At 67.1% G+C, this 24,164-nt stretch carries 17 protein-coding genes; 9 read left to right on the plus strand and 8 right to left on the minus strand.

All coding sequences use genetic code 11. The features are described from left to right. Positions 1 to 73: 73 nt before the first annotated feature. A complete protein-coding gene (locus AC1Z3O_RS08345; RefSeq protein WP_483515080.1) occupies positions 74 to 457 on the minus strand; it encodes a hypothetical protein in 384 nt (127 codons plus the stop codon). Positions 458 to 695: 238 nt separating this feature from the next. Here AC1Z3O_RS08345 and AC1Z3O_RS08350 point away from each other — a divergent pair, with 238 nt between their 5' ends. From AC1Z3O_RS08350 to AC1Z3O_RS08375, 6 genes are all read left to right on the plus strand, one after another. Next, positions 696 to 1,301 carry a fimbrial protein gene (locus tag AC1Z3O_RS08350; RefSeq protein ID WP_483515082.1) on the plus strand — a complete coding sequence of 202 codons (606 nt, stop codon included), beginning with the start codon at positions 696 to 698 and terminating at the stop codon, positions 1,299 to 1,301. Between the two features lie 69 nt (positions 1,302 to 1,370). Then, complete coding sequence (locus AC1Z3O_RS08355) at positions 1,371 to 2,087, plus strand: fimbria/pilus periplasmic chaperone (RefSeq protein ID WP_483515083.1); 717 nt, start codon at positions 1,371 to 1,373, stop codon at positions 2,085 to 2,087. Positions 2,088 to 2,211: 124 nt separating this feature from the next. Next, positions 2,212 to 4,725 carry a fimbria/pilus outer membrane usher protein gene (locus AC1Z3O_RS08360; protein ID WP_483515085.1) on the plus strand — a complete coding sequence of 838 codons (2,514 nt, stop codon included), beginning with the start codon at positions 2,212 to 2,214 and terminating at the stop codon, positions 4,723 to 4,725. A gap of 101 nt (positions 4,726 to 4,826) precedes the next feature. Further along, positions 4,827 to 5,852: a fimbrial protein gene (locus AC1Z3O_RS08365; protein WP_483515086.1), complete on the plus strand. Its 1,026-nt coding sequence runs from the start codon at positions 4,827 to 4,829 to the stop codon at positions 5,850 to 5,852. 622 nt (positions 5,853 to 6,474) lie between these two features. Next, positions 6,475 to 9,834 carry a hybrid sensor histidine kinase/response regulator gene (locus AC1Z3O_RS08370; protein WP_483515087.1) on the plus strand — a complete coding sequence of 1,120 codons (3,360 nt, stop codon included), beginning with the start codon at positions 6,475 to 6,477 and terminating at the stop codon, positions 9,832 to 9,834. Between the two features lie 149 nt (positions 9,835 to 9,983). Further along, entirely contained in the window at positions 9,984 to 10,613 is a 630-nt protein-coding gene (locus AC1Z3O_RS08375; RefSeq protein ID WP_483515089.1) for a response regulator, read from the plus strand. A gap of 100 nt (positions 10,614 to 10,713) precedes the next feature. Here the strand turns inward: AC1Z3O_RS08375 and AC1Z3O_RS08380 are convergent, their stop codons facing one another. From AC1Z3O_RS08380 to AC1Z3O_RS08410, 7 genes are all read right to left on the minus strand, one after another. Beyond that, positions 10,714 to 14,475, minus strand: coding sequence for a transporter substrate-binding domain-containing protein (locus AC1Z3O_RS08380; protein WP_483515091.1), 3,762 nt, complete (start codon positions 14,473 to 14,475; stop codon positions 10,714 to 10,716). Between the two features lie 81 nt (positions 14,476 to 14,556). After that, positions 14,557 to 15,423: an EAL domain-containing protein gene (locus AC1Z3O_RS08385; protein WP_483515093.1), complete on the minus strand. Its 867-nt coding sequence runs from the start codon at positions 15,421 to 15,423 to the stop codon at positions 14,557 to 14,559. 282 nt (positions 15,424 to 15,705) lie between these two features. Beyond that, on the minus strand, positions 15,706 to 16,500 hold the full coding sequence (locus AC1Z3O_RS08390) for a peptidylprolyl isomerase (RefSeq protein WP_483515095.1): 795 nt from the start codon (positions 16,498 to 16,500) through the stop codon (positions 15,706 to 15,708). A 4-nt stretch (positions 16,501 to 16,504) separates the two neighbouring features. Further along, positions 16,505 to 16,819, minus strand: a complete 315-nt coding sequence (locus AC1Z3O_RS08395; protein ID WP_483515097.1) for a BolA family protein — start codon at positions 16,817 to 16,819, stop codon at positions 16,505 to 16,507. Positions 16,820 to 16,841: 22 nt separating this feature from the next. Further along, complete coding sequence (locus AC1Z3O_RS08400) at positions 16,842 to 17,393, minus strand: septation protein A (protein WP_483515099.1); 552 nt, start codon at positions 17,391 to 17,393, stop codon at positions 16,842 to 16,844. A 91-nt stretch (positions 17,394 to 17,484) separates the two neighbouring features. Continuing rightward, on the minus strand, positions 17,485 to 17,931 hold the full coding sequence (gene msrB / locus AC1Z3O_RS08405) for a peptide-methionine (R)-S-oxide reductase MsrB (RefSeq protein WP_483515100.1): 447 nt from the start codon (positions 17,929 to 17,931) through the stop codon (positions 17,485 to 17,487). A 163-nt stretch (positions 17,932 to 18,094) separates the two neighbouring features. Then, entirely contained in the window at positions 18,095 to 19,642 is a 1,548-nt protein-coding gene (locus AC1Z3O_RS08410; RefSeq protein WP_483515102.1) for a protein adenylyltransferase SelO, read from the minus strand. Between the two features lie 396 nt (positions 19,643 to 20,038). Here AC1Z3O_RS08410 and AC1Z3O_RS08415 point away from each other — a divergent pair, with 396 nt between their 5' ends. The 3 genes from AC1Z3O_RS08415 to AC1Z3O_RS08425 all read left to right on the plus strand — a co-directional run bounded on the left by AC1Z3O_RS08415 (position 20,039) and on the right by AC1Z3O_RS08425 (position 24,163). Further along, complete coding sequence (locus tag AC1Z3O_RS08415; RefSeq protein WP_483515103.1) at positions 20,039 to 21,664, plus strand: 3-(methylthio)propionyl-CoA ligase; 1,626 nt, start codon at positions 20,039 to 20,041, stop codon at positions 21,662 to 21,664. Between the two features lie 140 nt (positions 21,665 to 21,804). Then, positions 21,805 to 23,040 carry a branched-chain amino acid ABC transporter substrate-binding protein gene (locus tag AC1Z3O_RS08420; protein ID WP_483515104.1) on the plus strand — a complete coding sequence of 412 codons (1,236 nt, stop codon included), beginning with the start codon at positions 21,805 to 21,807 and terminating at the stop codon, positions 23,038 to 23,040. 175 nt (positions 23,041 to 23,215) lie between these two features. Then, positions 23,216 to 24,163: a branched-chain amino acid ABC transporter permease gene (locus tag AC1Z3O_RS08425; protein ID WP_483515106.1), complete on the plus strand. Its 948-nt coding sequence runs from the start codon at positions 23,216 to 23,218 to the stop codon at positions 24,161 to 24,163. Position 24,164: the final 1 nt, after the last annotated feature.

Raw genomic sequence — 24,164 nt, forward strand, 5'->3', positions numbered from 1 at the left:
AACGCTCGCTATAACGAGAGGGGGAGGTATCGCCGGAATCCCTGGCCAATGACCCCGGACCGCACGCAATTCCTCACTGTCCCTGGAACTGGAGGCTCCACGGCTGGTAGATGCAGCGCAACGGGCGCTTGGCGCCGCCGCCAACGGGCGCCTCCAGCCTGCGCATCTGCAGCGCGATCCAGGCCAGGCGTGCCGTCTTGGCTTCGCCGTAGCGATCGCGTCGCGGCAGGTAGTGGTGCCAGGTCGCCATGCCCGGTGGCAGGCTGGGCGTGGCGGTGGCCAAGGCGCAATAGCCCCAGCCAGCAGATTGCAGCGACCAGATCTGCCAGGGTTCAGGTGGGGCCGTCTTGGCCTTGTCTTCCGGCTGCGCGCGTGCGGGTTCGCTCGCAGGGCCGGCCCCTGGCTTGGCGCTGTTGGTGGATTGCGTTCGCGTGAGCCATCCAAAGAGGAATTTCATAATTCAGTAGAGTCCTTTTCGCACGAAAATCTGGTGGTGTCCTCAACTCTAACGTAGACTGCCCGCTCAACACTCATTCGTGACTGTGTTGTAATAGGAAAAGGATGAATCCTGGGTCTAGTCAGATACTTCTGATAATGTCTTAGGATTCGGCCGCTTTATCTGAATGTGCTTCAGCCGAGAAAATGGGGGTCTCTTCCGAAGGGGCGTCATTTCCTCAATTTCACTGGAGCACAATATGTCCAAGCATATCCAAAAGGTTCTCGTGGCAGCGGCAATCGGCTTGATGGCCGGCTCGGCCATGGCCGCCGACGGCACCATCAACTTCACTGGCAGCATCGTCGCGGCCTCATGCACCCTCACGGGCGGCAGCGGTACCAACGTGAGCGGCAGCAAGGGTGATCAGATCGTCGACGTCAAGCTCGGCAAGGTCACCACCGACTCGCTCGACGGCACCGCCGGCGGCAGCATTGTCGGCGGCACCGCGATCAACCTGGAACTGAACTGCGACAACTCCGCCGAAGGCCTGAACAAGGTCAAGGTCCACTTCGACCCGACCTCCGGCTCGGGCATTGACCCGAACAACAACAAGCTGCTCGCAACCACCGGCCCGGAGGGCGACAAGGCCACGGGCGTGGGCATCGGCCTCTACAACGACCAGAACGTGCTGCTGAACCTGAGCGGCAACGACGTGATCCAGGGCGATCTGGTCAAGGTGGGCGATGGCGATACCGCGACGTACTCGGCCAAGCTGGCGCTGCGCGCGGGCTATGTGAAGAGTGGCAGCGCCGTCACGGCCGGCCAGGCCAACGGCCAGCTGCCCTTTACGCTGACCTACGAGTAACCCCTCCCCCCTCCGGGCTGGGCGGGGGGGCTCCGGCTCCCCGCCCGCCCGGGCACTACGGAATCCAATATGAAACGCTTCCACATTGCTGGGCTGGCCCTGGCCGGCTCGCTGCTGCTGTCTTCGGGCGCCTCGCTCGCCGCCATCACGCTCGACGGAACCCGCGTCGTGCTGGCCGCGCCGAGCAAGGAGGCGTCCGTGCTGGTGCGCAACCGCGCGCCGGCCGACATCATGGTCCAGGCCTGGATCGACGGTGCCGACGACAAGGCGGACGTGCCGTTCGCCGTCACGCCGACGCTCAGCCGCCTGGGCGCGGAGAAGCAGCAGACACTGCGCATTCTCTACTACGGGCAGGGGCTTCCCACAGACCGCGAATCAGTCTTCTGGCTCAGCGTGCAGGAGATCCCGCAGAAGCCCAAGGACGAAAACACGCTGCAGATCGCGCTGCGCCAGCGCATCAAGCTCTTCTATCGGCCTGCCGGCCTGCCCGGCGAGCCGTCGAAGGCCCCCGCGCAACTGCGCTGGCGCGTGGTCGCGCACGAGGGCAAGGCGGGACTCGAAGTGAGCAATCCCACGGCTTTCCATGTCTCGCTGGCCACGGTCAAGCTGCAGAGCGGTGGCCGGGACTACGAGGTTGCTGCCGAAATGGTACCGCCGGCCGGCGCACGCCGGCTCGAAGTGAAGGGTCTGCAGGCCGGCGCCGCCAGTGCGGGCGGCAAGGTTCACTTCGAATCAATCAACGACTACGGCGCTGTCCAGTCGCACGAAGGCTCCGCCGGCAGCTAAGGCTGCCGCCTAACACGCCGCTCCGAGTTTCGTCTTCGCCGTCCCCGCCCAAGGCCAGGGGAAGGGGGGCGCTTTGCGCCCGCCTGCGGAGCGGGCCTGGGGGCAAATCACAGGAGAAACGGCTATGGTCATCGTCAGGAAGGAAGTCATCAGGCAGTCCAGTGAACTCGGCACCGTCGCGCAGATCGGCGTGCCGTGCCTGGTCCTGCTCGGTCTGGTGCTGCCCTCGGCGGGCCATGCCGTGGAATTCAACGAGTCCTTCCTGCGCAAGGGCGATGGGCCGGTCGCGCTGCACTATTTCGAGAATGGCAGCCAGGTGCTGCCCGGTAGCTATGACGTCGACGTCTACCTGAACCAGTCGCTGGCCAAGCGCCATACGGTGCTGTTCAGCCCCGACGCCGAGGGCATCGTGCGGCCCGTCATTCCGGTCGGCTTGCTGCGTGCGATCGGCGTCGACGTGGCGCGGCTGGAGAAGGAAGGGCGCATTGCGCCCGGCACCGACGACGGCACGACCGTTGACCTGGTCGCTCTGGCCGATGGTGCCGCGGCGGACTTCGAGTCCAACACGCTGTCGCTCTACCTCAGCATTCCGCAGGCCTATGTCATGCGGACGTCGCGCGGCTATGTGGATCCGTCGCTGTGGGATGACGGCGTGCCGGCCCTCTACACGGATTACCAGGCGACCTACAGCCGCAACGACGGCAGCGGCCAACACAGCGAGTACTACTACCTCGGCCTGCGCAGCGGCTTCAATATCGGCGGCTGGCGCTTCCGCAACGAATCGGCGCTGACGGGCTCCACCGGCGCTGGGAGTCGCTTCACCAGCAACCGCAGCTACGTGGAGCGCAACTTCGCCAGCCTGCGCGGCAAGGCGTCGGCGGGCGAGCTGTACACGCCGGGCGAGATCTTCGATAGCGTGCGCTTCCTGGGCGCGCAGGTCGGCACCGATCTGGCCATGCTGCCCGACGGCGAGATGGGCTTCGCGCCGACCGTGCGCGGCATTGCCGAGAGCAATGCGGTGGTCGAGGTGCGCCAGAACGGCTACGTCATCTATTCGACGGCGGTGCCGCCCGGCGCGTTCGAGATCAAGGACATCTATCCGAGCGGCTCCAACGGCGACCTCGAAATCCGGATCACCGAGGCTGACGGACGCGTACGCCGTTTCACGCAGCCGTACTCCTTCCTGCCGGTGATGGTGCGCCACGGCAGCCTGCGCTATGCGCTGGCCGGCGGCCAGTACCGCAGCGGCAGCAATGACTCATCGCGTCCGAAGTTCCTGCAAGGCACCATGGTCTACGGCGTGTCCGACGACTTCACCGGCTATGGCGGCATCCAGGCAGCGGAAGACTACGCGGCGGCCAACCTTGGCGTCGGCATGAACACGCGCATCGGCGGCGTGTCGCTGGACGTGACGCACAGCCGCTCGCGCACGCCCAATGGCACCAAGCAAGGGCAGAGTGTCCGCTTCCTGTATTCGAAGACGGTCTATCCCACCAACACCACCTTCACCATGGCGGGCTACCGCTACTCCACGGACGGCTACCGCACCTTGAGCCAGCACGTGGACGAGAAGGATCGCCCCGATGGGTGGGGTTTCCGGCGGCAAAAGAGCCGGCTGGACGTCAATATCAACCAGCCGCTGGCGCGCGGGTCGATGTACCTGGGCCTGGGCGACACCAGCTACTGGAACAGCGGCGGCCGCAGCCAGCGCGTGCAGCTGGGCTACAGCGGCAGCTACAAGGAAATCAGCTACAGCCTGGCGGTGTCGCATACGCGGGAATCCGGCTACGGCGCCCGCCCGGAGACACAGTTCAGCGTGTCGCTCAGCATTCCGCTGGGCAAGCGTGGAACCACGCACCGCGCCTACGCCAACGCGGTGTCGTCGTCGCGCGGTGACTACAACCTGCAATCTGGTGTGTCGGGCTACCTGAACGACGCCAATACCGTCAACTACGGCGTGCAGGCCGGCTACAGCCGCGACGGCGGCGGCTCGGGCGGCGTCAGCCTCGGCTGGGATACGCCCACGGCCAAGCTGACGGGCAACTTCAACCAGAGCCGCGCCGGCAGCCACGTGGACGCCGGGGCCTCGGGTTCGGTGGTGGTGCACGGCGGCGGCGTCACGCTGGGCCAGCCGCTGGGCGAGACCTTCGCCGTGGTCGAGGTGCCGAAGGTGCCTGATGTTGCGCTGGGCGGCTCGCAGTCGATCCGCACCGACCGCCGCGGCTATGCCGTCGTGCCTTATCTGCAGCCTTACCGGCAGAACTGGCTGAACCTCGATATGTCGAGTGCCGGGGCCGATACTGAGATCACCGAAAACGCCAAGATGGTGGTGCCCACCCGCGGCGCGGTGGTCAAGGCCCGCTTCGAGGCCGAAACGGGCCGGCGCGTGCAGTTCGAGCTCAGCCTGGAGCAGGCCGGCAAGGTGCCCTTCGGCGCCCAGGCCTACGACGCGCAGGGCAAGCAGGTGGGCATGGTGGACAACCAGTCGCGCCTGCTGGTGTTCGGCATCCCGGAGCAGGGCCGCATCGACGTGCGCTGGGGCAACGATAGCTGCGCGGTCAGCTACTGGCTGCCGCCGCAGAACAAGGAGCTGACGTACGAGCGCGTGCCGCTGACTTGCCACAAGCCGGCGGCCTGATATCAGGGCCGATTCCCACATGCATGGCGCAATGCCCGAAGAGGCAAGGCCGAGGCGTTGCCGACGGGAATCACAAGACAACTATTGATTAGGGGATTGAGATGAATCACTTGATAAATGGAAGCCGCCGCTGGACGCGGGCGGTTCTTGCGCTCTTGCCGTTGATCTGGTCGGGAGCCGCGTTCGGCTATTGCGAGCCTACCAACTGGAACCAGCGCACCTTCAATGTGAACTTTCCCGCGGCGCTGAATGTCTCGGGCGCCCCCGTAGGCGGCGTGATGGCTCGTGCCGAGTTCAAGTTCGCCGACGATCTAAGCGACGCGGTATGCCGGAAGGGTACCGTGCCCACGTTCTCGATCACCGTTCCTGGCGGGGAACTGGTTCCCGGCTACAAAGGTGTGTACAAGACCAACCTGCAGGGTATCGGCGTGCGATTCGTATTCCTCGACCAATATGACTACCTCAAGTACACCCCGCCATGGACCGGCATCGATATGGACGGCCTCCACAACCGTGTACCCGTCAAGGCGGTTGTGGAGTTGGTCAGAACCGAGAAGAGCGTGGCAACAGCCGGCACCGTCTCGGTGGCCTTTGCCGCCATCTTCGATGCGGACAAGGACTATAAGGGCAATGTCAACCGCTACCAGATCAGCTCCGAGGGCACGACTGAGATCATCAACGACGTCTACTACGGCGGCTGCTCGACGACGACGCCAGCCATCAACGTGCGGATGGGCAAGGAACTCATCGAACGGATCCGGTGGGTCGAGGCGCCGAGGCATGCCTTCTCGCTTGAAGTCGTCTGCGGCACCAACAAGCCGGGCAATCCGCTGCCGGTGAAGGTGTATTTCGAGGGCGACAGCGAGAGGGATGGCAAGTTGCGTCTAGCCGGGCACGGGACGGAGGGCGTGGCGTCCAACATCGGCATTATGCTGCAAAGTGACAAGGGCGCCTGGCTGCCGTTCACGCCGGGCAGGGCGCTGGCGATGGACTGGAGCCGCTCCAGCGCGGAGGGGGAGGTCTACCGCTTCTCGGCCACGGCCACGTATATACCCATGTCGCTTACCTCCCCAATGAAGCCTGGGCGGGCCGATGCGACGATGAACTTCATCATTGAGTACAACTGAGCGTCGCGGCGTTGCGCCTTGACCTTGGAATGGGAGTCAGGCCGATTGCGAACTTGATGCAAGGAGTTTTCGTGCAGTCCGATATCCTCCGCAATCCTCCGAAGCCACTCGCCAAGCGGCGCGCCACAGGCAGCCGGGCGAGGCCGGTCAACGCCTCGCTACTGCTGCTGGGAGCGAGCTTGCCGCTGGCTGCCTGAGGGGCCGACGACCAATGCAGTCCGATGGCCGGGACCAAGTGGCTGACCACCTTTGAAATTCCCAGCTATACCGCACCGATCGACCCTGACGCTCCGCTCGGAGCGGTGCTGCATAGCCAGGTTTCCACTCTCACTGGCGAATCGGTGAGTTTCAACTGCAATCACCTCGCCGCGTCGGGTTAAATCGGCAACGGGAGTGCGGACATTGCTCCTGCCGCGATAGGTCCAGGCGCAGCCCGGTTCAGGGGCGGCTCGGTGGACGTGTGGCGATCATGCCCATGCGCTATCGCTAGTGCCCCGCAGGAGGGCCGCGCCTTGGCGTGGCGGCTACAATCCTGCTGTCGGCGGCGTCGGACCGGGGGCGCGGGGCGCCTGGGGGCGCACCGGCGCAACCAGCGCGACGTACGCGCTTGCACCCCCTGCCCATGGAACAAGGTCGAGGATCGAACGTCCAAAAACTGGCGCGCAGCGCGCTGCAGCTGAACGTGGGCCTGCTGGCCGCCGTCACCCTTGCGGGCATGCTGCTCGGCACCACCTACTGGGGTTTGTCCCGCCTGGTGCATTTCGAGCAGCAGAAGGTCAATCTGCATTTCGCGCGGCTGGTGGGCAATGTCCACGAATACGAGAGCTTTCTACTGGAGTTCATCCACGCCACCGAGCCGGCGTCGCAATTTTACTCGCGGACCGCGCCGCCGCGACTGCACGTGGACCTGGCCAGGCTGCGCGTGATGCCGCGCGGCGATGTGGACATCTACGAAGGTCAGCAGTTTTCCTTCTCCCCGCTGTTCTCGCTCGCCTTGCCCGGGCAGCGCCTGGGCCCGCTCACAGCCGAGGCGCGCGAGCGGCAGCTCGGCCTGGGCATCATCGCCTCGAGCTTCTACAGCAGCTATTGGAGCCGGGCGCGCTATCCGGCGCCGCAGATAGTGCTGGTCGACCTGGACAGTACGGCCGGCGTGGCCGTGCCGTCGATCGACGCGCGCACTGGCGTGGGCACGCAGGGCCGCGAGGGTTTCCTGCGCGTGCTCCAGGCCATGCGCGAGCGGATTCGGGCCAATCCGCCGTCGCCCGGCGTGCTGAAAGTACAGTGGCTGAGCGGCGCCGGCCTCGCCAGCGGGGCGCAGCCCGAGTTGCTGGCCTTTATCTCGGACAATGTGCCTGATGAACTCTGGTGGGCCGGCGCCGCGCCGCGTCGCATGGTGGCCGCGGCGGTGCTGGACCTGGGCGACACCGATCGGGTGGTGTACATGCCGCCCCCCGGGTCGGTGGACCTGGTCGGTCCTGACGGCCAGGTCTTGAGCGGCACCGGCAACTGGGTCAAGCAATACGACGAGGGTGTCCACCTGACCCCGCAAGGCGTGCTGATCCGGCGCGGCGAGGCAGGCGGCCGAGGCTGGCAGGCCGCCTATCTGGTCGACTACGGGCAGGTGTTCCGCGACGGGCGCGGGACCATCCTGACGTGGCTGCTGTGGCTTGGGGGGATGCTGGCCGCCGGCTGGATGCTGATGCGCTGGTACCGGCGCAGGGTGGTGGCGCCGGCGAGCGAGACCCATCGCGCGCTGCAGGAGAGCCATGCCTTCAACCGCGCCATCATCCAGACGGCGCCGGTGGCGCTGTGCGTCCTGGGCAAGGGCGGGCGCGAGGTGGTCACCCAGAACGCGCTGGCGCAAGCGTGGCTGGGCGGGCCCGAGGCAATCATGGCGCTGATGCGCGATTGGCACCTGTTCGACGATGATCGGCCGGCGGCCGGCGAGGCCTGCGTGGTGGCCGGCCCGCTGTCCCTGCACGCACGCTATGCGCCCGCGCAGTATCAGGGCGAGAACGTGCTGCTGTGCGCCTTCAACGACATCACCGCCCACCGCGAGGCCGAGTCGGCGCTGCGGGGGGCGCGCGCCGCCGCCGACGCGGCCAATGACGCCAAGAGCCGCTTCCTGGCCACCATGAGCCATGAGATCCGCACCCCGCTGTATGGCGTGGTCAGCACGCTCGAACTGCTCGGGCTGACGCCGCTCGATGCCCGGCAGCAGGGCTATGTGCAGACCATCCACAGCTCTTCCGACATCCTCTTGCAGCTGATCAGCGACATCCTGGATGTCTCCAAGATCGAGGCGGGCCAGATGCCGCTCGAAATTGAGTCGTTCAGCCCGTTGGACGTGAGCGAGGAGATCCTGCGCAGCTATGCGGCGCGGGCACAGGAAAAGGGGCTGCAACTCTATGGCTGCATCGACACCGACGTGCCCGCATGGGCGGTCGGCGACGGCATGCGTATCCGCCAGGTGCTGGGCAATCTCGTCAACAACGCGATCAAGTTCACCGACGCCGGCCACGTGGTGCTGCGCCTGTCTGCCGTCCGGCAGGCGGCACAGCCGGAGCAGGTGGCGCTGCGCTGGGAGGTGGCCGACACCGGCGCCGGCATGACCCGGGAGCAGCAGGAGCGCTTGTTCGAGCCCTTCTACCAGGTCGAAGAGGGCCGCCCGCCCGTTGGTGGAACCGGGCTGGGGCTCTCGATCTGCTGGCGCCTGTGCCAGATGATGGACGGCAGCCTCGATGTGGCCAGCGTGCCGGGCCTGGGCAGCCAGTTCACCTTTGGCGTGACGCTCGGCCTGCCGCCGCAGGAGACGGTGGCACCGCAGGCGGCAGCGCTGCTGGAGCGCCACACCGTGCACGTTCGTGCGCCTGTGCCCGAGCTGGCCGACAGTGTCTGCCGCTGGCTGGAGGCAATGGGCGCCGAGGCGGTCGCGCTCGCGGCGGGACTGGCCGAGGGCGCGGCGCAGCGGGCAGCGCAGGCGAACCCTGCCGGCGTGCTGCTGGAACTGCTGCCGGCGTGGCTGCCGCCGCTGGACTGGGCCGGCGTGCGCGTGCAGGCCAGGCAAGATGCCCCGCTCGAGCCGCAGCCCGGTAGCGGGGGCTGGCAGGTGAGTCTGTACAACCGCGCGGGGATCGCCCAGGCATTGGCCGCGGCCGCGGGCGGGCTCGCGGGTGGGCTGGTAGCGGCCGGCGACGACGAAGCGCCGGCGCCGGCATGGCGGGCCCTCGGCCTGCGCGTGCTGGTGGCCGAGGACAATCCGGTCAATCGCATGCTGCTGCAGGCGCAACTTGAGGAACTGGGCTGCACGGTGGCGGTGGCGGCCAACGGCGAGGAAGCCTTGCGCCGGTGGCAGGCGGATGCCTGCGACGTGGTGCTGACCGATGTCAACATGCCCGTGATGGACGGCTACGCGCTGGCCCGCGCCCTGCGTGCGCGCGCTGCGGCGCTGCCCATCATCGGCGTGACCGCCAATGCCATGCGGGACGAAGGCGAGCGCTGCCTTGCCGCGGGCATGAATGCCTGGCTGACCAAGCCCATGAGCCTGCAGACGCTGTACGCCCGGTTGCGCCAGGCGGCCGGGGGGCGTGGCGCGCCAGGCAGGGAGACGGCCGCAGGTCCCGGGCAGGCCGAAGGCGCCGGCGGTGGGGCGAAGGCAGCGGCGGGAGCCGATGGAGTGGCAGCCGGCCTGACGCCGGATGCCGATATGCTGGAAGTGCCGGCAAGCCTGCGCGCGCTCTTCGTGTCCACGATGCGTGAGGATCTCGAAGCGATCCAGGCTGCTATCGGCCGCGACGATGCGGCGCAGGTGCGGCAGCTCCTGCATCGCATGCGCGGCGCATTGGCGGTGGCGCGAGGCGACGCCTTGGTGGTCGCCTGCCGCGAGCTGGAGCGGGCGCTGCCGGATGGCACGCTGCTGGCCGCGGATGCGCCGCTGCAAGCGCTGGTCGCGCGGATCGCGGCGGCGGTGGCCCGTGTCTAGGCTCGTGCGAGCATGTGTGGGGATGTGCAGGGAGAGGCGTGTGCTAAGCTTCGTCGGTGAAATTCCGGGGGAATTTCGGTGATCGTCTGAGGACTCTTCCTAAGCCGTGCCGCCATTCCCGCCGGCCCGAGGAACAGGAAGCCAAGAACATGAGCCGAATCATCGTCGTGGACGATCATCCGCTGATCCTCCTCGCCGTGCGCACGATGCTGGAGAAGGAAGGCCACGAGATCGTGGCGGAGTGCGAAAGCGGCACGGAGTGCATCCAGGCCGTGCGTGACCTGGCGCCCGACCTGCTCATCCTGGACCTGTCCATTCCCAAGCTGGACGGGTTCGCCGTGATCGCCCACCTGAAGGCCTCCGGCATCCGGGTCAAGACCCTGGTGCTGACCTCCAGCGACGCGCGCAATTTCGGCGCGCGCTGCCTGCAGGCCGGCGCCTCCGGCTACATCAGCAAGGACGACAATCTCGACGAGCTGGTGAGCGCGGTGCGCGCCGTGCTGTCCGGCTACACCTTTTTCCCCGAGAGCGCGCTGGTCGCCTTGCAGGACATCGGGCAGCCCGCCGGCGAAGAGGAGACGCCGATGGCCAGCCTGACCGATCGCGAACTCTCCGTGCTCAGGCTGCTGGTGCGCGGCATGGGCAATCAGGAAATCGCCGCGGACCTGCTGATCAGCCACAAGACCGTCAGTACTTACCGCATCCGGCTGATGCGCAAGCTCGGCGTGGCCAACCTGGTGGCGCTGGTCGAGCTAGCCAAGCGCCATGGGGTGAGCTAGCCGGCTGCGTCAGACAGAGCGCACGCCAGTTCTGGGGCAATGCTGCCTGCGCAGGAGATGATGGTGGCTCCTGCGGCGTCGCCGCGAAAACAGCCAAAACTCAACTATCTGCCGCCACAGCCGCGGCCTCGCCGCTCTCGGCGGCGGGCAGGGCTGCGCGGTGGCGGCGCAGCGTGTCATCCAGGGTGGCGAGCGCGGCCGCTACCGTCTCGACCGCCTCGCGCAGCCGCGCCACCCCTGTGGCGGGATCCTGGCCGAGCACCTGCAGCTGTGCGCAGGCTTGCACCAGTGCGTCGGCCTTCAGCAATTGGGCCGCGCCCTTGATGTGATGGGCGCACGATGCCAGGGCGGCGGCATCCTGCGTCTGCATGCCACGCTCCAATACCAGGCGGTCTTCGGCATTGGCATGCAGCATGGTATCGATGAGCAGGCGGGCCAGGGCCGGGCTGCCGTTGGCGAGTTGCATCAGCGCGGACAGCGTGACTTCCTCGTCCGCTGCTCCGGCCGGTGCAGGGGCGGGGGCGGGCGCAAAAACAGGCGTGGGGGTGGGCACGGCGCCCGCCGCCGTCGCCAGCAGAGACTGCAGCGCATCCAGGCCGACCGGCTTGATCAGGCAATCGTTCATGCCGGCGGCCAGGCAGTCGGCAATGGCTTCCTTGCGCGCGTCGGCCGTCAAGCCGAGGATCAGGCAGGGCGCCAGGCTACGCCGGGCTTCTTCGCTGCGGATCGCGCGCGCCAGTTCCTCGCCGTTCATGGCCGGCATGTGCCGGTCGGTGATGATCACGTCGAAGGCCTGGTCGCGCCAGCGCTGCAGCGCCTGGGCGCCGTCTTCAGCAGCAGTGGCGCGGTGGCCGAGGAAGTCGACCTGCTGGCACAGCAGCAGGCGATTGACCGGGTTGTCGTCGACCACCAGCACCTGCAGTTGCCGCGCGGGGGAGGGCAAGGCGGCGCCGTCCGCGTTCGGCGCGGCAGAGGCGGGCGCGCTGGCCGGGGCGTCGCCATTGCGGGGCGCGTGCTCCGCCGGCATGACGTTGAGCCTGAGCGTCACGTCCACCTGGGTGCCGACACCTTCGGTACTGTGCAGTGCCAGGGTGCCGCCCATCATCTCGCATAGCGAGCGGCAGATGGCCAGGCCCAGGCCGGTGCCGCCCTGGCCCGCCTGCTGCCCCTCGCGTCCCTGGGAGAAGGGGCGGAACAGTTGCGGCTGGTCTGCCGCGGAGATGCCGGCGCCGCTGTCCTGCACCGACAGCGCGACCTCCACCTGATCCTTGCCGACGGGCGTGCAGCCGAGCCGGATCCGGACGAAGCCGCGCTCGGTGAACTTGATGGCATTGCTGACGAGGTTGGACAGGATCTGCTTGAAGCGCATCGGATCGACCAGGACGTCGACGTTGACGCTGGAATCCATCTCCAGCGTCAGCGCCAGCCCCTTCTGCCGGGCCGGGCCGTCGAACACGCGGCTCACCGACTCGGCCAGCTCGCGCAGCCCGGCGCGCGTGGGGGCGAGGCTCAGGTGGCCGGACTCGATGCGCACGATGTCCAGGATGTCGCCGATCAGGGCCAGCAGGCTGTTGGCCGAGGTATAGGCGGTCTCGATGGCGGCGTGCTCGAACACGCCCGCCTCGGCGCGCCGCAGGGCGAGCTCGAGGGTGCCGATCACGGCGTTCATCGGCGTACGGATTTCATGGCTCATGGTGGCGAGGAAGGTGGTCTTGGCGCGGCTGGCCTGGTCGGCCAGGTTCTTGGCCTGCTCCAGTTCTTCGATCAGGCGGTGCTCGTCGGTGATGTCGCGCCAGCCGCAGATCACGCCCTTGGTCTTGCCGGAGGCATCGCAGAAGGGCTGGACCCAGTGGTCGATCCAGCGCGCCTCGCCGCGGATGTTCACCTGCTGCTGGTGCCGCACCGGCTTGCCGTCGGCGAGCGCGCGCAGGTAGCACTTGTGGAAGGCGGGGGCGGACTTGAACAGCTCAGGTGGCAGCTCGCACGCGGTCTTGCCCAGGGCCTGGCCGGCGTCGATGCCGAGCAGTTCCTGGTAGCGCCGGTTGCAGGACAGCATGCGGCCCTCGCCGTCGCGCACGTAGACCGGGTCGGGAAGGCCGTCGGTGAAGGTGCGCATGAACTGGAGCTGGTCGCCCAGGGCGCGCTCGGCGCGCATGCGCTGCCGGATCTGGCGGCGCAGGTGGAAGATCCAGGCGGCGAACAGCGCCAGCAGGGCCACCGCGGTGCCGACGATGAGGCCGATGGTCTGGCGGTAGTCGCGCCAGGTCTGGCCCGTCATGGCCGCATTGGGACGCCAGCGGTTGACGATGGCGCGCAGCTCGAGCGGGCTGGACGCCTGGATCGCCTTGTTCAGGATCGATTGCAGCTCGGTGTCGCCGCGGCGCATGGCGAAGCCGAGCGACACGCTGTTGTTGCCGATCATGCCGCTGACGGCCAGCTTGTCCCCATAGAGACGCGCGATGTAATAGCGCGCGGTGGTCAGGGAGGCCACGGCAACGTCGGCCTCGCCGTCAGCCACCATGCGCAAGGCATCGAGCGCGGTGGAGGGCGTGACCACCTGTGCCAGCGGGTACTCGGCGCTGACTCTCCACGCGGCGGCATGGCCGCGGGCAATGGCCACGCGCTTGGCGGGCGTCTGCTGCAGGTCTTGGGGCGTGACCGGCGCGCCCTTGCGCGCCACCAGCACGAAATAGCTCGACACGAAGGGCCGCGTGAAGCGCAGCTTGTCTTCGCGCTCGGGGCTGGGCACCAGCATGGTGAGATCGGCCTTGCCGCTGACCACGTCCTGCTGGAGATTGCCGAAGCTGCCGGTGCGCTGTACCTCGAAGCGCAGGCCGGTGCGCTGGGTGATGCGCTGGAGCAGATCGGCGGCGATGCCGTTGAAGTTGCCGGCGGCATCGAAGAAGGCAATGGGTGCCGAGTCGTCGTTGATGGTCAGCTTGACCACCGGGTGCCGCGCGATCCAGCGCCGTTCCTGGGCGTCCAGGTCGAGCCGCTCGTCGGGCAGCATCAGGTTTTCGCTGGCCCAGCGCTTGGCGATGCGATCGAGTTTGCCCTGGCCGAGCGAGGCGAGGGCGGTGTCGATGATGTGCGGCAGCGGCGTGCCGTCGCGGCGCATGGCAAAGCCGAAGCCATCCGAGGCGAGCGGCAGGAAGCGCTCGAAGCGGACGAAGCCGAAGAAGCTCTGGTTGAGCAGCAGGGAGGCGGAGAGCGTATCGCCAAGGTAGGCGTCGGCCTGGCCGAAGGCGAGCGCTGCCATGGCCTGCGCGTTCGAGCGGTAGCGCACGAAGCGGGCGCGCGGATAGCGTTGCTGCAGCGCCGCGCCCGGCAGGTAGTCTTGAGGGATAGCGACGGTCACGCCGTCCAGGTCGTCCGGCTGGCTGCGCGCGTCGCCCTGGCGCCGGAACAGTGATGGCTGGTCGTCCGCATAGGGGCGGCTGAGGGCGAGCGGCCGCCTGTTGCCCTCGAAGCTGTTGGCGCTGGCCAGCAGGTCGATGCCGCCGTTCTCGAGCGCGCGGATGGCCTGGGCGCGGTCCGGGTAGTAGCGCACCTCGATGTCGATGCCGAGCTGCTGCTGCAGCAAGGCCGTGACGTCGGCGGTGATGCCTTCGAAGCCGCCGTCGAAGACGACATCCACCGGCGGCAGGCCGGGCGCAGGCACGCCGAGCAGGAGTGTGCGCTTGTCGCGCAGCCAGGCCCAGTCCTCCTCGGACAGGGGCACCACCCGGCTTTCCACAGGCAGGTGGCTCAGCAGTTGCAGGCGCGCGGAGGTTCCGCCGGCCTGCGCCCAGGCGCTGGTCGCGAGCGCCGCGAGGGCGCAGGCCACCAGCGCACGGCGCAGCAGTGCGCAGAGATCTCGCATGGCTCGGATCCTATGGAGTTGGCCGGACGGCGCGGGGCGGCCGTCTGGCGGGATGGGAAGGGCGGAAGGCGGGGGGCGGGGTCAGCAGGGCGCGGCGGCCATGCCGTCTTCCGTCATTCGGCGCAGCAGGTCCGCCTGATTCAGGGGCGGCGACAAGCCGAAGCCCTGGCCGATCTGGCAGCCCATGGCGATCAGGCGGCGGCGCTGCGAGGGGGTTTCCACCCCTTCGGCGACCAGGTCGGCGCCAAGTTCCTGCGCCAGCGCGAGCGCGGCGGTGGCGACGGCGCGGCTGGCCCGGCAATGATCGAGCCCGCGCACGAAGGCCCCGTCCAGCTTGATCTGGCTGAACGGAAACTGGCACAGGCGCGCCAGCGACGAATGCCCCTGGCCGAAATCGTCCATGGCCACGCCGCAGCCCATCATGCGCAGCCGCAGGATGGTATCGAGGATGCGGTCCATGCGCGGATCGTCGATGCCGCCGCGCTCGGTGAGCTCGAAGGTGAGCCCTTCGGCGGGCAGGCCGGCATCGGCCACCGCCCGGCCGATGCGGGTAGCGAAATCGGGCGCTGCGAGCAAGGTCGGCGGGCCGTTGAAAGCCAGTTCGAGCCGCAGCGAACGGCTTGCCAGTTCACGCTGCAGGGACAGGCCCTGGGCCAGCATCAGATCGAGCAATTGCCCGCACAGCAAGTCTGCGTCGTGGCTGGCTTCCATGGCGGGCAGGAAGCGGTCGGGCGCGAGCACGCCCCATTGCGGATGGTTCCAGCGCGCCAGGACTTCGGCAGCGAACAGGCTGCCGTCCTGCAGGCGGAACTGGGGCTGGTAGTAGGCTTCGAACTCAGCGGCGGCGAGTCCGCGCTGGATATCGTCGAGGTCGGGGTGCGGACCGGGTCCGCCGGCATGCCATCCGGTGGCGCGGCTTCCGACCGGGGAAGTCGTGGTGTTTTGCATGCTGAAAGGGGGCCAGTGAATATACGCTTATATTCCCTGGAATGACCTGCCCTTTCTATTGGACGGTTCCGATCCAGATGGTGATATTTCTACGGTCTTGGACAGATAAATCTGATCAGGGGCTGGGCGGCCAGGCTGCGCGACCGTTGCCGCCAGGGGCATGACGCCGCGCCTGTGCGGAAGAGCGGGATAACAAAAAAGGGTGCGCATGCACCCTTTCGATTGCGCCGCGGCGCCGTGGCAGCCACCGCCGCGCGGAGGCGGCGGCCGGCAAGCCGCCGCTTACTGGATCTTGGCCTTGTCGCGCAGCGACTTCATCATGGCCTGGAACTGCTCGCGCTGCCAGTTCTGGTCGCCCATCAGCATCTGTTCGAGCTGGGGCTTCACTTCCTCGTAGGTCGGGACCTTGGCGTCGCGCGTATCCAGCAGCTCGATGACGTGCCAGCCGAACTGGGTCTTCACCGGGGTGTCGGTCATCTGGCCCTTCTTCAGGCTGGTCATCGCGGCCGAGAACTCGGGCACGTAGCTGTTGCTGTTGGCCCAGTCGAGATCGCCGCCGTTGGCCGCCGAGCCCGGGTCCTTGGACGAGGCCTTGGCCAGGTCTTCGAACTTGGCGCCGGCCTTGATCTTGGCAATGATGGCCTTGGCGTCCGCCTCGCTGCCCACCAGGATGTGGCGCACGTGGTATTCCTTGCCGTTGCCAAACTGCGACTTGATCTTGTCGTATTGCTTGCGCAGCTCGGTGTCGCTCGCACCGTGGGTCTTCACGTAGTCCTCGAACACGGCGCCGGCCAGCACGTTGAGCTTGGCCTGTTCCAGCTGTTCCTGCACGTCGTCGCGCTGGGTCACGCCACGCTTGTTGGCTTCCTGCAGCAGCAGTTCCCGGTCGATCAGCATATTGCGGGCGCGGTCGCGCAGTTCGGCGCTGGCCGGCTGGCCGGTGCTGGAGATCAGCTTGTCCACCTTGGCCGAGGGGATGGCCTTGCCATTCACGACGGCGGCGTTCTGGGCAACGGCGGGCAGGCTGCCAGCGGCAAGCACAGCCGCCAGGCTGAACGAGAGGACGGAGGTCTTCATGGAATCAGGTCGGAGAGTTGCGAGAAGGATCGCGGGAAGATTCGCGGGATCGGTATTCTTGTTCGGTGTATGCGGTCACGGCCAGCGCGTGGATCTGCGCCGGGAACAGACTGCGCAGCGCATCATACACCATGCGGTGTCGCGCTACGCGGTTCTGGCCGGTAAAGCATTCGCTGACGATAGTGACGTGGTAGTGGCCCCCGCCCGAGGCGGCGCCGGCGTGGCCGGCGTGCAGGGCGCTGTCGTCGCGCACGGCGACTTCGGTGGGGGCGAGGGCGGCGCGCAGCAGCGCGTCGATGGTAGCGGGATCGGCTGCCATGGTCGGGATTCCTTGCGGCCGGTCAGTCCGGCGCTTTGTCCTGGTTGTTTTCCTGGATGTGGCGCGACAGCCAGATGCTTTGCAGCACGATGAACACCAGCATCAGCCCCATGCTGCCGAACAGCTTGAAGTTGACCCAGGTATCGGTGGAGAAGGTATAGGCCACGTAGAGGTTGAGCACGCCCATGGCGGCGAAGAATCCGGCCCAGGCGGCGTTGAGACGGGCCCACATGGCCTCGGGCAGCGTCACCTGCTTTTCCATCATGGCGCGGATCAGGTTCTTGCGCCAGCCGATCACCGAGCCCAGCAGGGCCACGGCGAACAGCCAGTAGAGCACGGTCGGCTTCCACTTGATGAAGGTCTCGTTGTGCAGCAGCAGGGTGGCACCGCCGAATACCGCGATGATCAGCAGGCTGATCCACTGCATCGGCTCGACCTTGCGATGGCGCGCGAAGGTCCAGGCGATCTGCACCACGGTGGCGGCGATCGCCACGCCGGTGGCTGCGTAGATGCCCTGGAACTTGAAGGCGATGAAGAACAGGATGACCGGGAACAGGTCGAACAGGAATTTCATGCAGGCTGGCTTGGGTTGAGAATGGGCACCGGCCGGGGTCATGCCCCGGCGGCGGGCTCAGCGTGAGGCGTCCGGCAGCGTGGACGTGGCCTTATCGGTCTTTGGCCCCATCGGCCTTATTGGCCTCATCGGCCGCGCGCTCTGCCGGATCGCGATCGTCGAATTTTAACGCAGCCGAGTTGATGCAGTAGCGCAGCCCCGTCGGCGCCGGGCCATCCTCGAAGACATGGCCGAGGTGGCTGCCGCATTCCTTGCATCGCACTTCCACCCGCACCATGCCGTGGGAATGATCCGTGTGCTCGGCGATCACCTCGCCATTGATGGGGCGGAAGTAGCTCGGCCAGCCACAGCCGGCGTCGAACTTGGTGCCCGACTCGAACAGCGGCGTGCCGCAGGCGACACAGTTGTAGATGCCGGATTCCCAGTGGTCCCAGTAGCGGCCGGTGAAGGGGCGCTCGGTGGCGGCCTCGCGCGTCACGCGGTATTCGATCTCGGAGAGCTGCTGGCGCCATTCGGCGTCGGTTTTCTTGACTGTCATGATCCTTTCTCCTGGAGGGCCGGCGGGGCCGCTCCGTTCTTGCCTGGTGGATTGGGGGAGCGCATTGGTCGTGCAGCGGACGCCGGCCTTACAGTGCCGGCGAACGTGTCGGCGAGTGCCCGCGCAAGCGATCCCGCGCGGGCACGGCGGTGGTGCCCTGCGCTCAGGAGGAACAGCTTACCTCCAGTCCGGCCGCCCAGTCGGGCGGCAGCGCCGCGTAGCCTTGCGCCTCGGGCTGCTCGTCGAAGGGGCGGGACAGCACCGCCAGCAGTCGCTCGACTTCGCTGAAGTCCTTGTCGCGGGCGCGCTGGATGGCGGTCTCGGCCAGGTGATTGCGCAGCACATACTTGGGATTGACGGCCGCCATGGCGATGGCACGCGCGGCATCGTCCGACTGCTCGGCGCGCAGGCGCGCGCGATACTGCTCAGCCCAGGCATCCCAGGCGGCGCGGTCCAGGAAGAGGTCGCACACCGGGGCGTCGAGGCTGCCGTCCGCCGAGGCGATGCGGCCGAGATTGCGCCAGAACAGGGTGTAGTCGACCCGCTGTTCGTGCAGCAGCTGGAACAGGCTGGTCAGCAGCGGCTCGTCGTCCTCGTCGCGCTCGCCGAGCTTGCGCAGCCCCAGCTTGTCGCGGTAGAGGCGGAAGAAGGCGCTGGCGTAGCGCGCGCGGAAGGGGTCCAGGGCCGCCCGCGCGGCCGCGATGGCGGTGTCCTTGCCGGCCTCGCCGCCTTCGGCATCGCGCCACAGTGGCAGCAGCGCCTGGGCCAGGCAGTGCAGGTTCCAGAAGGCCACCTGCGGCTGCTGGCTGTAGGCATAGCGGCCCTGGGTGTCGGAGTGGTTGCAGATGTGGTTGGCGTCGAAGGCGTCCAGGAAGCCGAAGGGACCGTAGTCGATGGTCAGCCCGAGGATGGACATATTGTCAGTGTTCATCACGCCGTGGCAGAAGCCCACCGCCTGCCACTGGGCGACCAGGTCGGCGGTGCGCAGCGAGACCTCGCGCAGCAGCGCCTGGTAGGGCTGGGCGTCGTCGCGGCATTCCGGCAGGAAGCGGTCGATCACGAAGTCGGCAAGTTGCCGCAGCGCAGCAACGTCGTCGTGCGCGGCGAAGTGCTCGAAATGGCCGAAGCGGATAAAGCTGGGCGACATCCGCGTCACCACGGCCGCCGTCTCGATGGTCTCGCGGCGCACCGGGGCGTCGGAGCCGATGATGGTGAGCGCGCGCGTGGTCGGGATGCCCAGCGCCGCCATGGCCTCCGAGCACAGGTATTCGCGGATCGACGAACGCAGCACCGCGCGGCCGTCGGCCATGCGCGAATAGGGCGTCATGCCGGCGCCCTTGATCTGGATCTCCCACGGGCCGCTGTCGGTGACCGCCTCGGCCAGCCGGATGGCGCGGCCGTCGCCGAGCTGGCCGGCCCAGACCCCGAACTGGTGTCCCGAATACACGGTGGCCAGCGGGTCGGCCCAGTCCGGCACGCGGTTGCCGACGAAGGTCTCGATGAAGCCGGGCTGCTTCGCCACGGCCGGATCCCAGCCGAGCAGTGCCGCGGCGGCCGGCGCTACCCCTACCAGGTAGGGCGAGGGCAGCGGGGTGGGGGCGAGCCGCGTGAAGAAGCGCGGGCCCAGTGCGGCAAAGCCTGCCTCGGTGCGCAGTGGCGGAAGGTCGCAGCCGGCGGTGTCGATGGAAGGGGCGCTCAGGTCTTGGGCCATGGTCTCTCTTGGGGGCGGCGCAGCGGTATGAGGCCGCCGGATGTCCGAAATTGCGCTTGCAGGCTAGGGAAAACGACATGTTGAGGCGCAACATGCCTCGCAGTATTGTACTTGCACGCCGACAACCGGTTTTTGTCTGACAGCTTGTTCCGATCGGCTCGCTCTCTCGTCCCGGCAGCAAGGGACGCGCGGCGAATCACCATCGGAGCGGCAGGGTCGCAAGGGCGCGGTCGCCGGCCGAAGTTGCCAACGCAAGTTGGGAGCGCACATTGGTATCCCGTTGACGTTCAGTTGATGTTCAGCAACGGATGGGAAGAATCGCAAAAAAATAGCACGATTGTTCGCTTTTTTGACGGGTGCCCCGGCAAACACTATGACAAGACAGGAGACGATTTCATGGCATTGATGGGTCAAATGATGAATGCGCCGCTGCTCATTTCCTCCATCATCAAGCACGCTGCACGGTATTACGGTGACACCGAAATCGTCTCGCGGCGCACCGAGGGCGATATCCATCGCTACAACTATCGTGAGTGCGAGCTGCGCGCCCGCAAGCTCGCGCAAGCCCTGGCCGCGCTCGGCGTGCAACAGAGCGACCGCGTCGGCACGCTGGCCTGGAACGGCTACCGCCACCTGGAAATCTATTATGGCGTGTCGGGCATGGGGGCGGTCTGCCACACCATCAACCCGCGCCTGTTCCCCGAGCAGATCGCCTACATCATCAACCATGCCGAAGACGGCTACGTCTTCTTCGACCTGACCTTCCTGCCGCTGGTGGAGGGCGTGGCGGCGCATTGCCCCAAGGTCAAGGGCTGGGTGCTGATGAGCGACCGCGCGCACATGCCGGCTGAATCCAAGGCGCCGCTGCTGTGCTACGAAGACCTGATCGACGGCCAGGACGGCAACTACACCTGGCCGGAGTTCGACGAGAACACCGCTTCCAGCCTGTGCTACACCTCGGGCACCACCGGCAACCCGAAGGGGGCACTCTATTCGCACCGCTCCACGGTGCTGCACTCCTACGGCTCGGCGCTGCCCGACGTGCTGAACTGCTCGGCGCGCGACGTGATCCTGCCGGTCGTGCCCATGTTCCACGTCAACGCCTGGGGCCTGCCGTACTCGGTGCCACTGGTGGGCGCCAAGCTGGTGTTCCCCGGCGCGAAGCTGGACGGCGCCTCGCTCTATGAGCTGTTCGAGCAGGAGCAGGTCACCTTCTCGGCCGGCGTGCCGACGGTGTGGCTGGGCCTGCTGCAGCACGTGCAGGCCAACAAGCTGAAGTTCTCCAGCTTTCGCCGCACCGTGATCGGCGGCTCGGCCGCGCCGCCGGCGATGATCCGCGCGCTGGAGGCGCTCGATGTCGACGTGGTGCACGCCTGGGGCATGACCGAGATGTCGCCGCTGGGCACCGCCGGCCGGCTGATGGCCAAGCATGACGCGCTGCCCGATGAGGAAAAGCACAAGATCCTGGAGAAGCAGGGCCGCGTGGTGTTCGGCGTTGACATGAAGATCGTGGACGGCGAGGGCAAGGAACTGCCCTGGGACGGCCAGGCCTTCGGCGACCTGTACGTGCGCGGGCCCTGGGTCATCGACCACTACTTCCGCGTCGACGCCCCGGCGCTGGTGGATGGCTGGTTCCCGACCGGCGACGTCGCCACCATCGATGCGGACGGCTATATGCAGATCACCGACCGCAGCAAGGACGTGATCAAGTCCGGCGGCGAGTGGATCTCATCGATCGACATCGAGAACGTGGCGGCGGCCCATCCGGCCGTGCACATGGCGGCCTGCATCTCGGCCCACCATCCGAAGTGGGACGAGCGCCCGCTGCTGGTGGTGGTCAGGAAGCCCGGCACCGAAGTCAGCCGCGAGGAACTGCTGGGCTTCTTCGAGGGCAAGGTGGCCAAATGGTGGGTTCCGGACGACGTGGTGTTCGCCACCGAGATCCCGCTCACGGCCACCGGCAAGATGCAGAAGCTGAAGCTGCGCGAACAGTACAAGGACTACCGCCTGCCCACCGCCTGAGGCGGGGCGCGGAAGCCCGTCCGAGCCGTCAGGCCCGCGCAGCGGGCCGGCGCCGGCGAGGGCGGCAGGCATGTGCCAGCGGATGCACGCTTGCCGCCCGGACCAACAAAGCCAACGAAAAAAAGACTTAGGAGACCAAGATGATCAAGATGCGTCCGCTCGTGGCCGCCAGTGCCCTCTTTGCCGCCCTGGGGGCCGGCGCGGCGAGTGCCGACACGGTGAAGATTGCCTTCATCGATCCGCTTTCGGGGCTGATGGCGCCGGTCGGCCAGAACCAGCTCAAGAGCTGGCAGTACATCGCCGATGTCGCCAACCAGAGGGGCTGGGGCGGTGCGCACAAGTTCGAGGTGGTTGGCTTCGACAACAAGCTGTCTCCGCAGGAAAGCCTGACCATCCTCAACCAGGCCGTCGACCAGGGCATCCGCTACATCGTGCAGGGCAACGGTTCGTCCGTCGGCATGGCGCTGGAGGAGGCCGTATCCAAGCACAACGCGCGCAATCCGGGCAAGGAGATCATCTACCTGAACTACGCCGCGGTGGATCCGGACATGACCAACAGCAAGTGCAACTACTGGCATTTCCGGCTCGACGCCAACTCCGACATGAAGATGGAGGCGCTGACCACGTACCTGGCGAAGAATCCGAATGTCAAGAAGGTCTATCTGATCAACCAGGACTATTCCTTCGGCCACCAGGTGGAGCGTGCCGCCAAGGACTACCTGAAGCGCAAGCGCCCGGACATCCAGATCGTCGGCGATGACTTCCATCCGCTGGCCCAGGTCAAGGACTTCGCTCCCTATGCGGCCAAGATCAAGGCCTCGGGTGCCGATACCGTGATCACCGGCAACTGGGGCAGCGACCTGGCCCTGCTGATCAAGGCGGGCAAGGACGCCGGCCTGAACGCCAACTACTACACCTACTACGCCGCCACCACCGGCGTGCCGACGGCAATGGGGGCGGCGGGCGCCGAGCGCGTCAAGTACGTCGGCTACTACAACGCCAACAACCCCGGCTTCAAGGGCGGTGACTTGATCGAGGGCTTCAAGAAGAAGTACAACGACGATCTCTACGTGATGGCTGCCTACACCGGCATCAGCATGCTGGGCAAGGCGTTCAAGGACACGGGCTCGACCGATCCGGTCAAGGTGGCCAAGGCGCTGGAAGGCATGAAGGTCGACACGCCGGTCGGCATGGTCGAAATGCGTGCCGCCGACCACCAGGCCCAGCAGCCGCTGGTGGTCGCCACCTGGACCAAGGTCAACGGCAAGGACATCAAGTTCGACCAGGAGAACACGGGCTACGGCTGGAAGACGGATGCCGCGCTCGACCAGTTCGTCGCGGCCCAACCGACCTCCTGCCAGATGAAGCGCCCGTAACGACGGCGCAAGGGGGCGGCGCCATCTTGCCGGCCGCCCCCATCCTGCATACTGTGGACCTTGCAACGCGGGCCGGCCGGGCATCGGCTGCCCGCGCGGGGCGGCGCTCGCCCGCTCGTTTCCCATCGCCAGCCGGCCGCTTGCGCGCCGCTGGCGCAAGAAGGAAGGACTGGTTGTGGAATTCTTCATCATCTCCCTGTTGAACGGCATCAGCTACGGGCTGCTGCTGTTCATGCTGTCGTCAGGGCTGACCCTGATCTTCAGCATGATGGGCGTGCTCAATTTCGCGCACGCCAGCTTCTACATGCTCGGCGCCTATTTCGCCTACACCGTCGCGAGCAAGGTGGGCTTCTGGCCGGCGCTGATCTTCGCGCCGCTGCTGGTGGCAGGTGCCGGCGCGCTGGTGGAGCGCTTCGGCCTGCGCACGGTGCACAAGTACGGGCACGTGGCCGAGCTGCTGTTCACCTTCGGCCTGGCCTACCTGATCGAGGAGGGCGTCAAGCTGGTCTGGGGCCTGGCGGCCGTGCCGTACCGCATTCCGGCCGAGCTGGACGGGCCGCTGTTCACGGTGTTCACCTCGTCCTTCCCGAAGTACCGCGCATTCATGATGCTGGTGTCGCTGTCGATGCTGGTGGCGATCTACCTGGTGCTCACGCGCACCCGCATCGGCCTGGTGATCCAGGCCGCGCTGACCCATCCGGAGATGGTGGAGGCGCTGGGCCACAATGTGCCGCGGGTGTTCATGATGGTGTTCGGCGGCGGTGCCGCGCTGGCCGGGCTGGCCGGCGTGATCGGCGGCAATGCCTTCGTCACCGAGCCGTCAATGGCCGCGGCGGTAGGCTCGATCGTGTTCGTGGTGGCCGTGGTGGGGGGCATGGGTTCCCTTGTCGGGGCCTTTATCGCGTCGATCCTGATCGGGCTGCTGCAGACCTTCGCGGTCACCATCGACGCCTCGCTGGCCGGCCTGTTCGGCTCGTTCGGCCTGGAGGTGACGAGCAGCACGCCGTTCTATTCCTTGTGGAAGCTCACGGTGTCGCAAGTGGCGCCGGTGCTGCCTTATGTCTTGCTGGTGGTGATGCTGATCGTCCGCCCGCGTGGTCTGATGGGAACCCGGGAGAGCTGAG

The sequence above is a fragment of the Cupriavidus sp. 09_S30 genome (assembly GCF_056930435.1).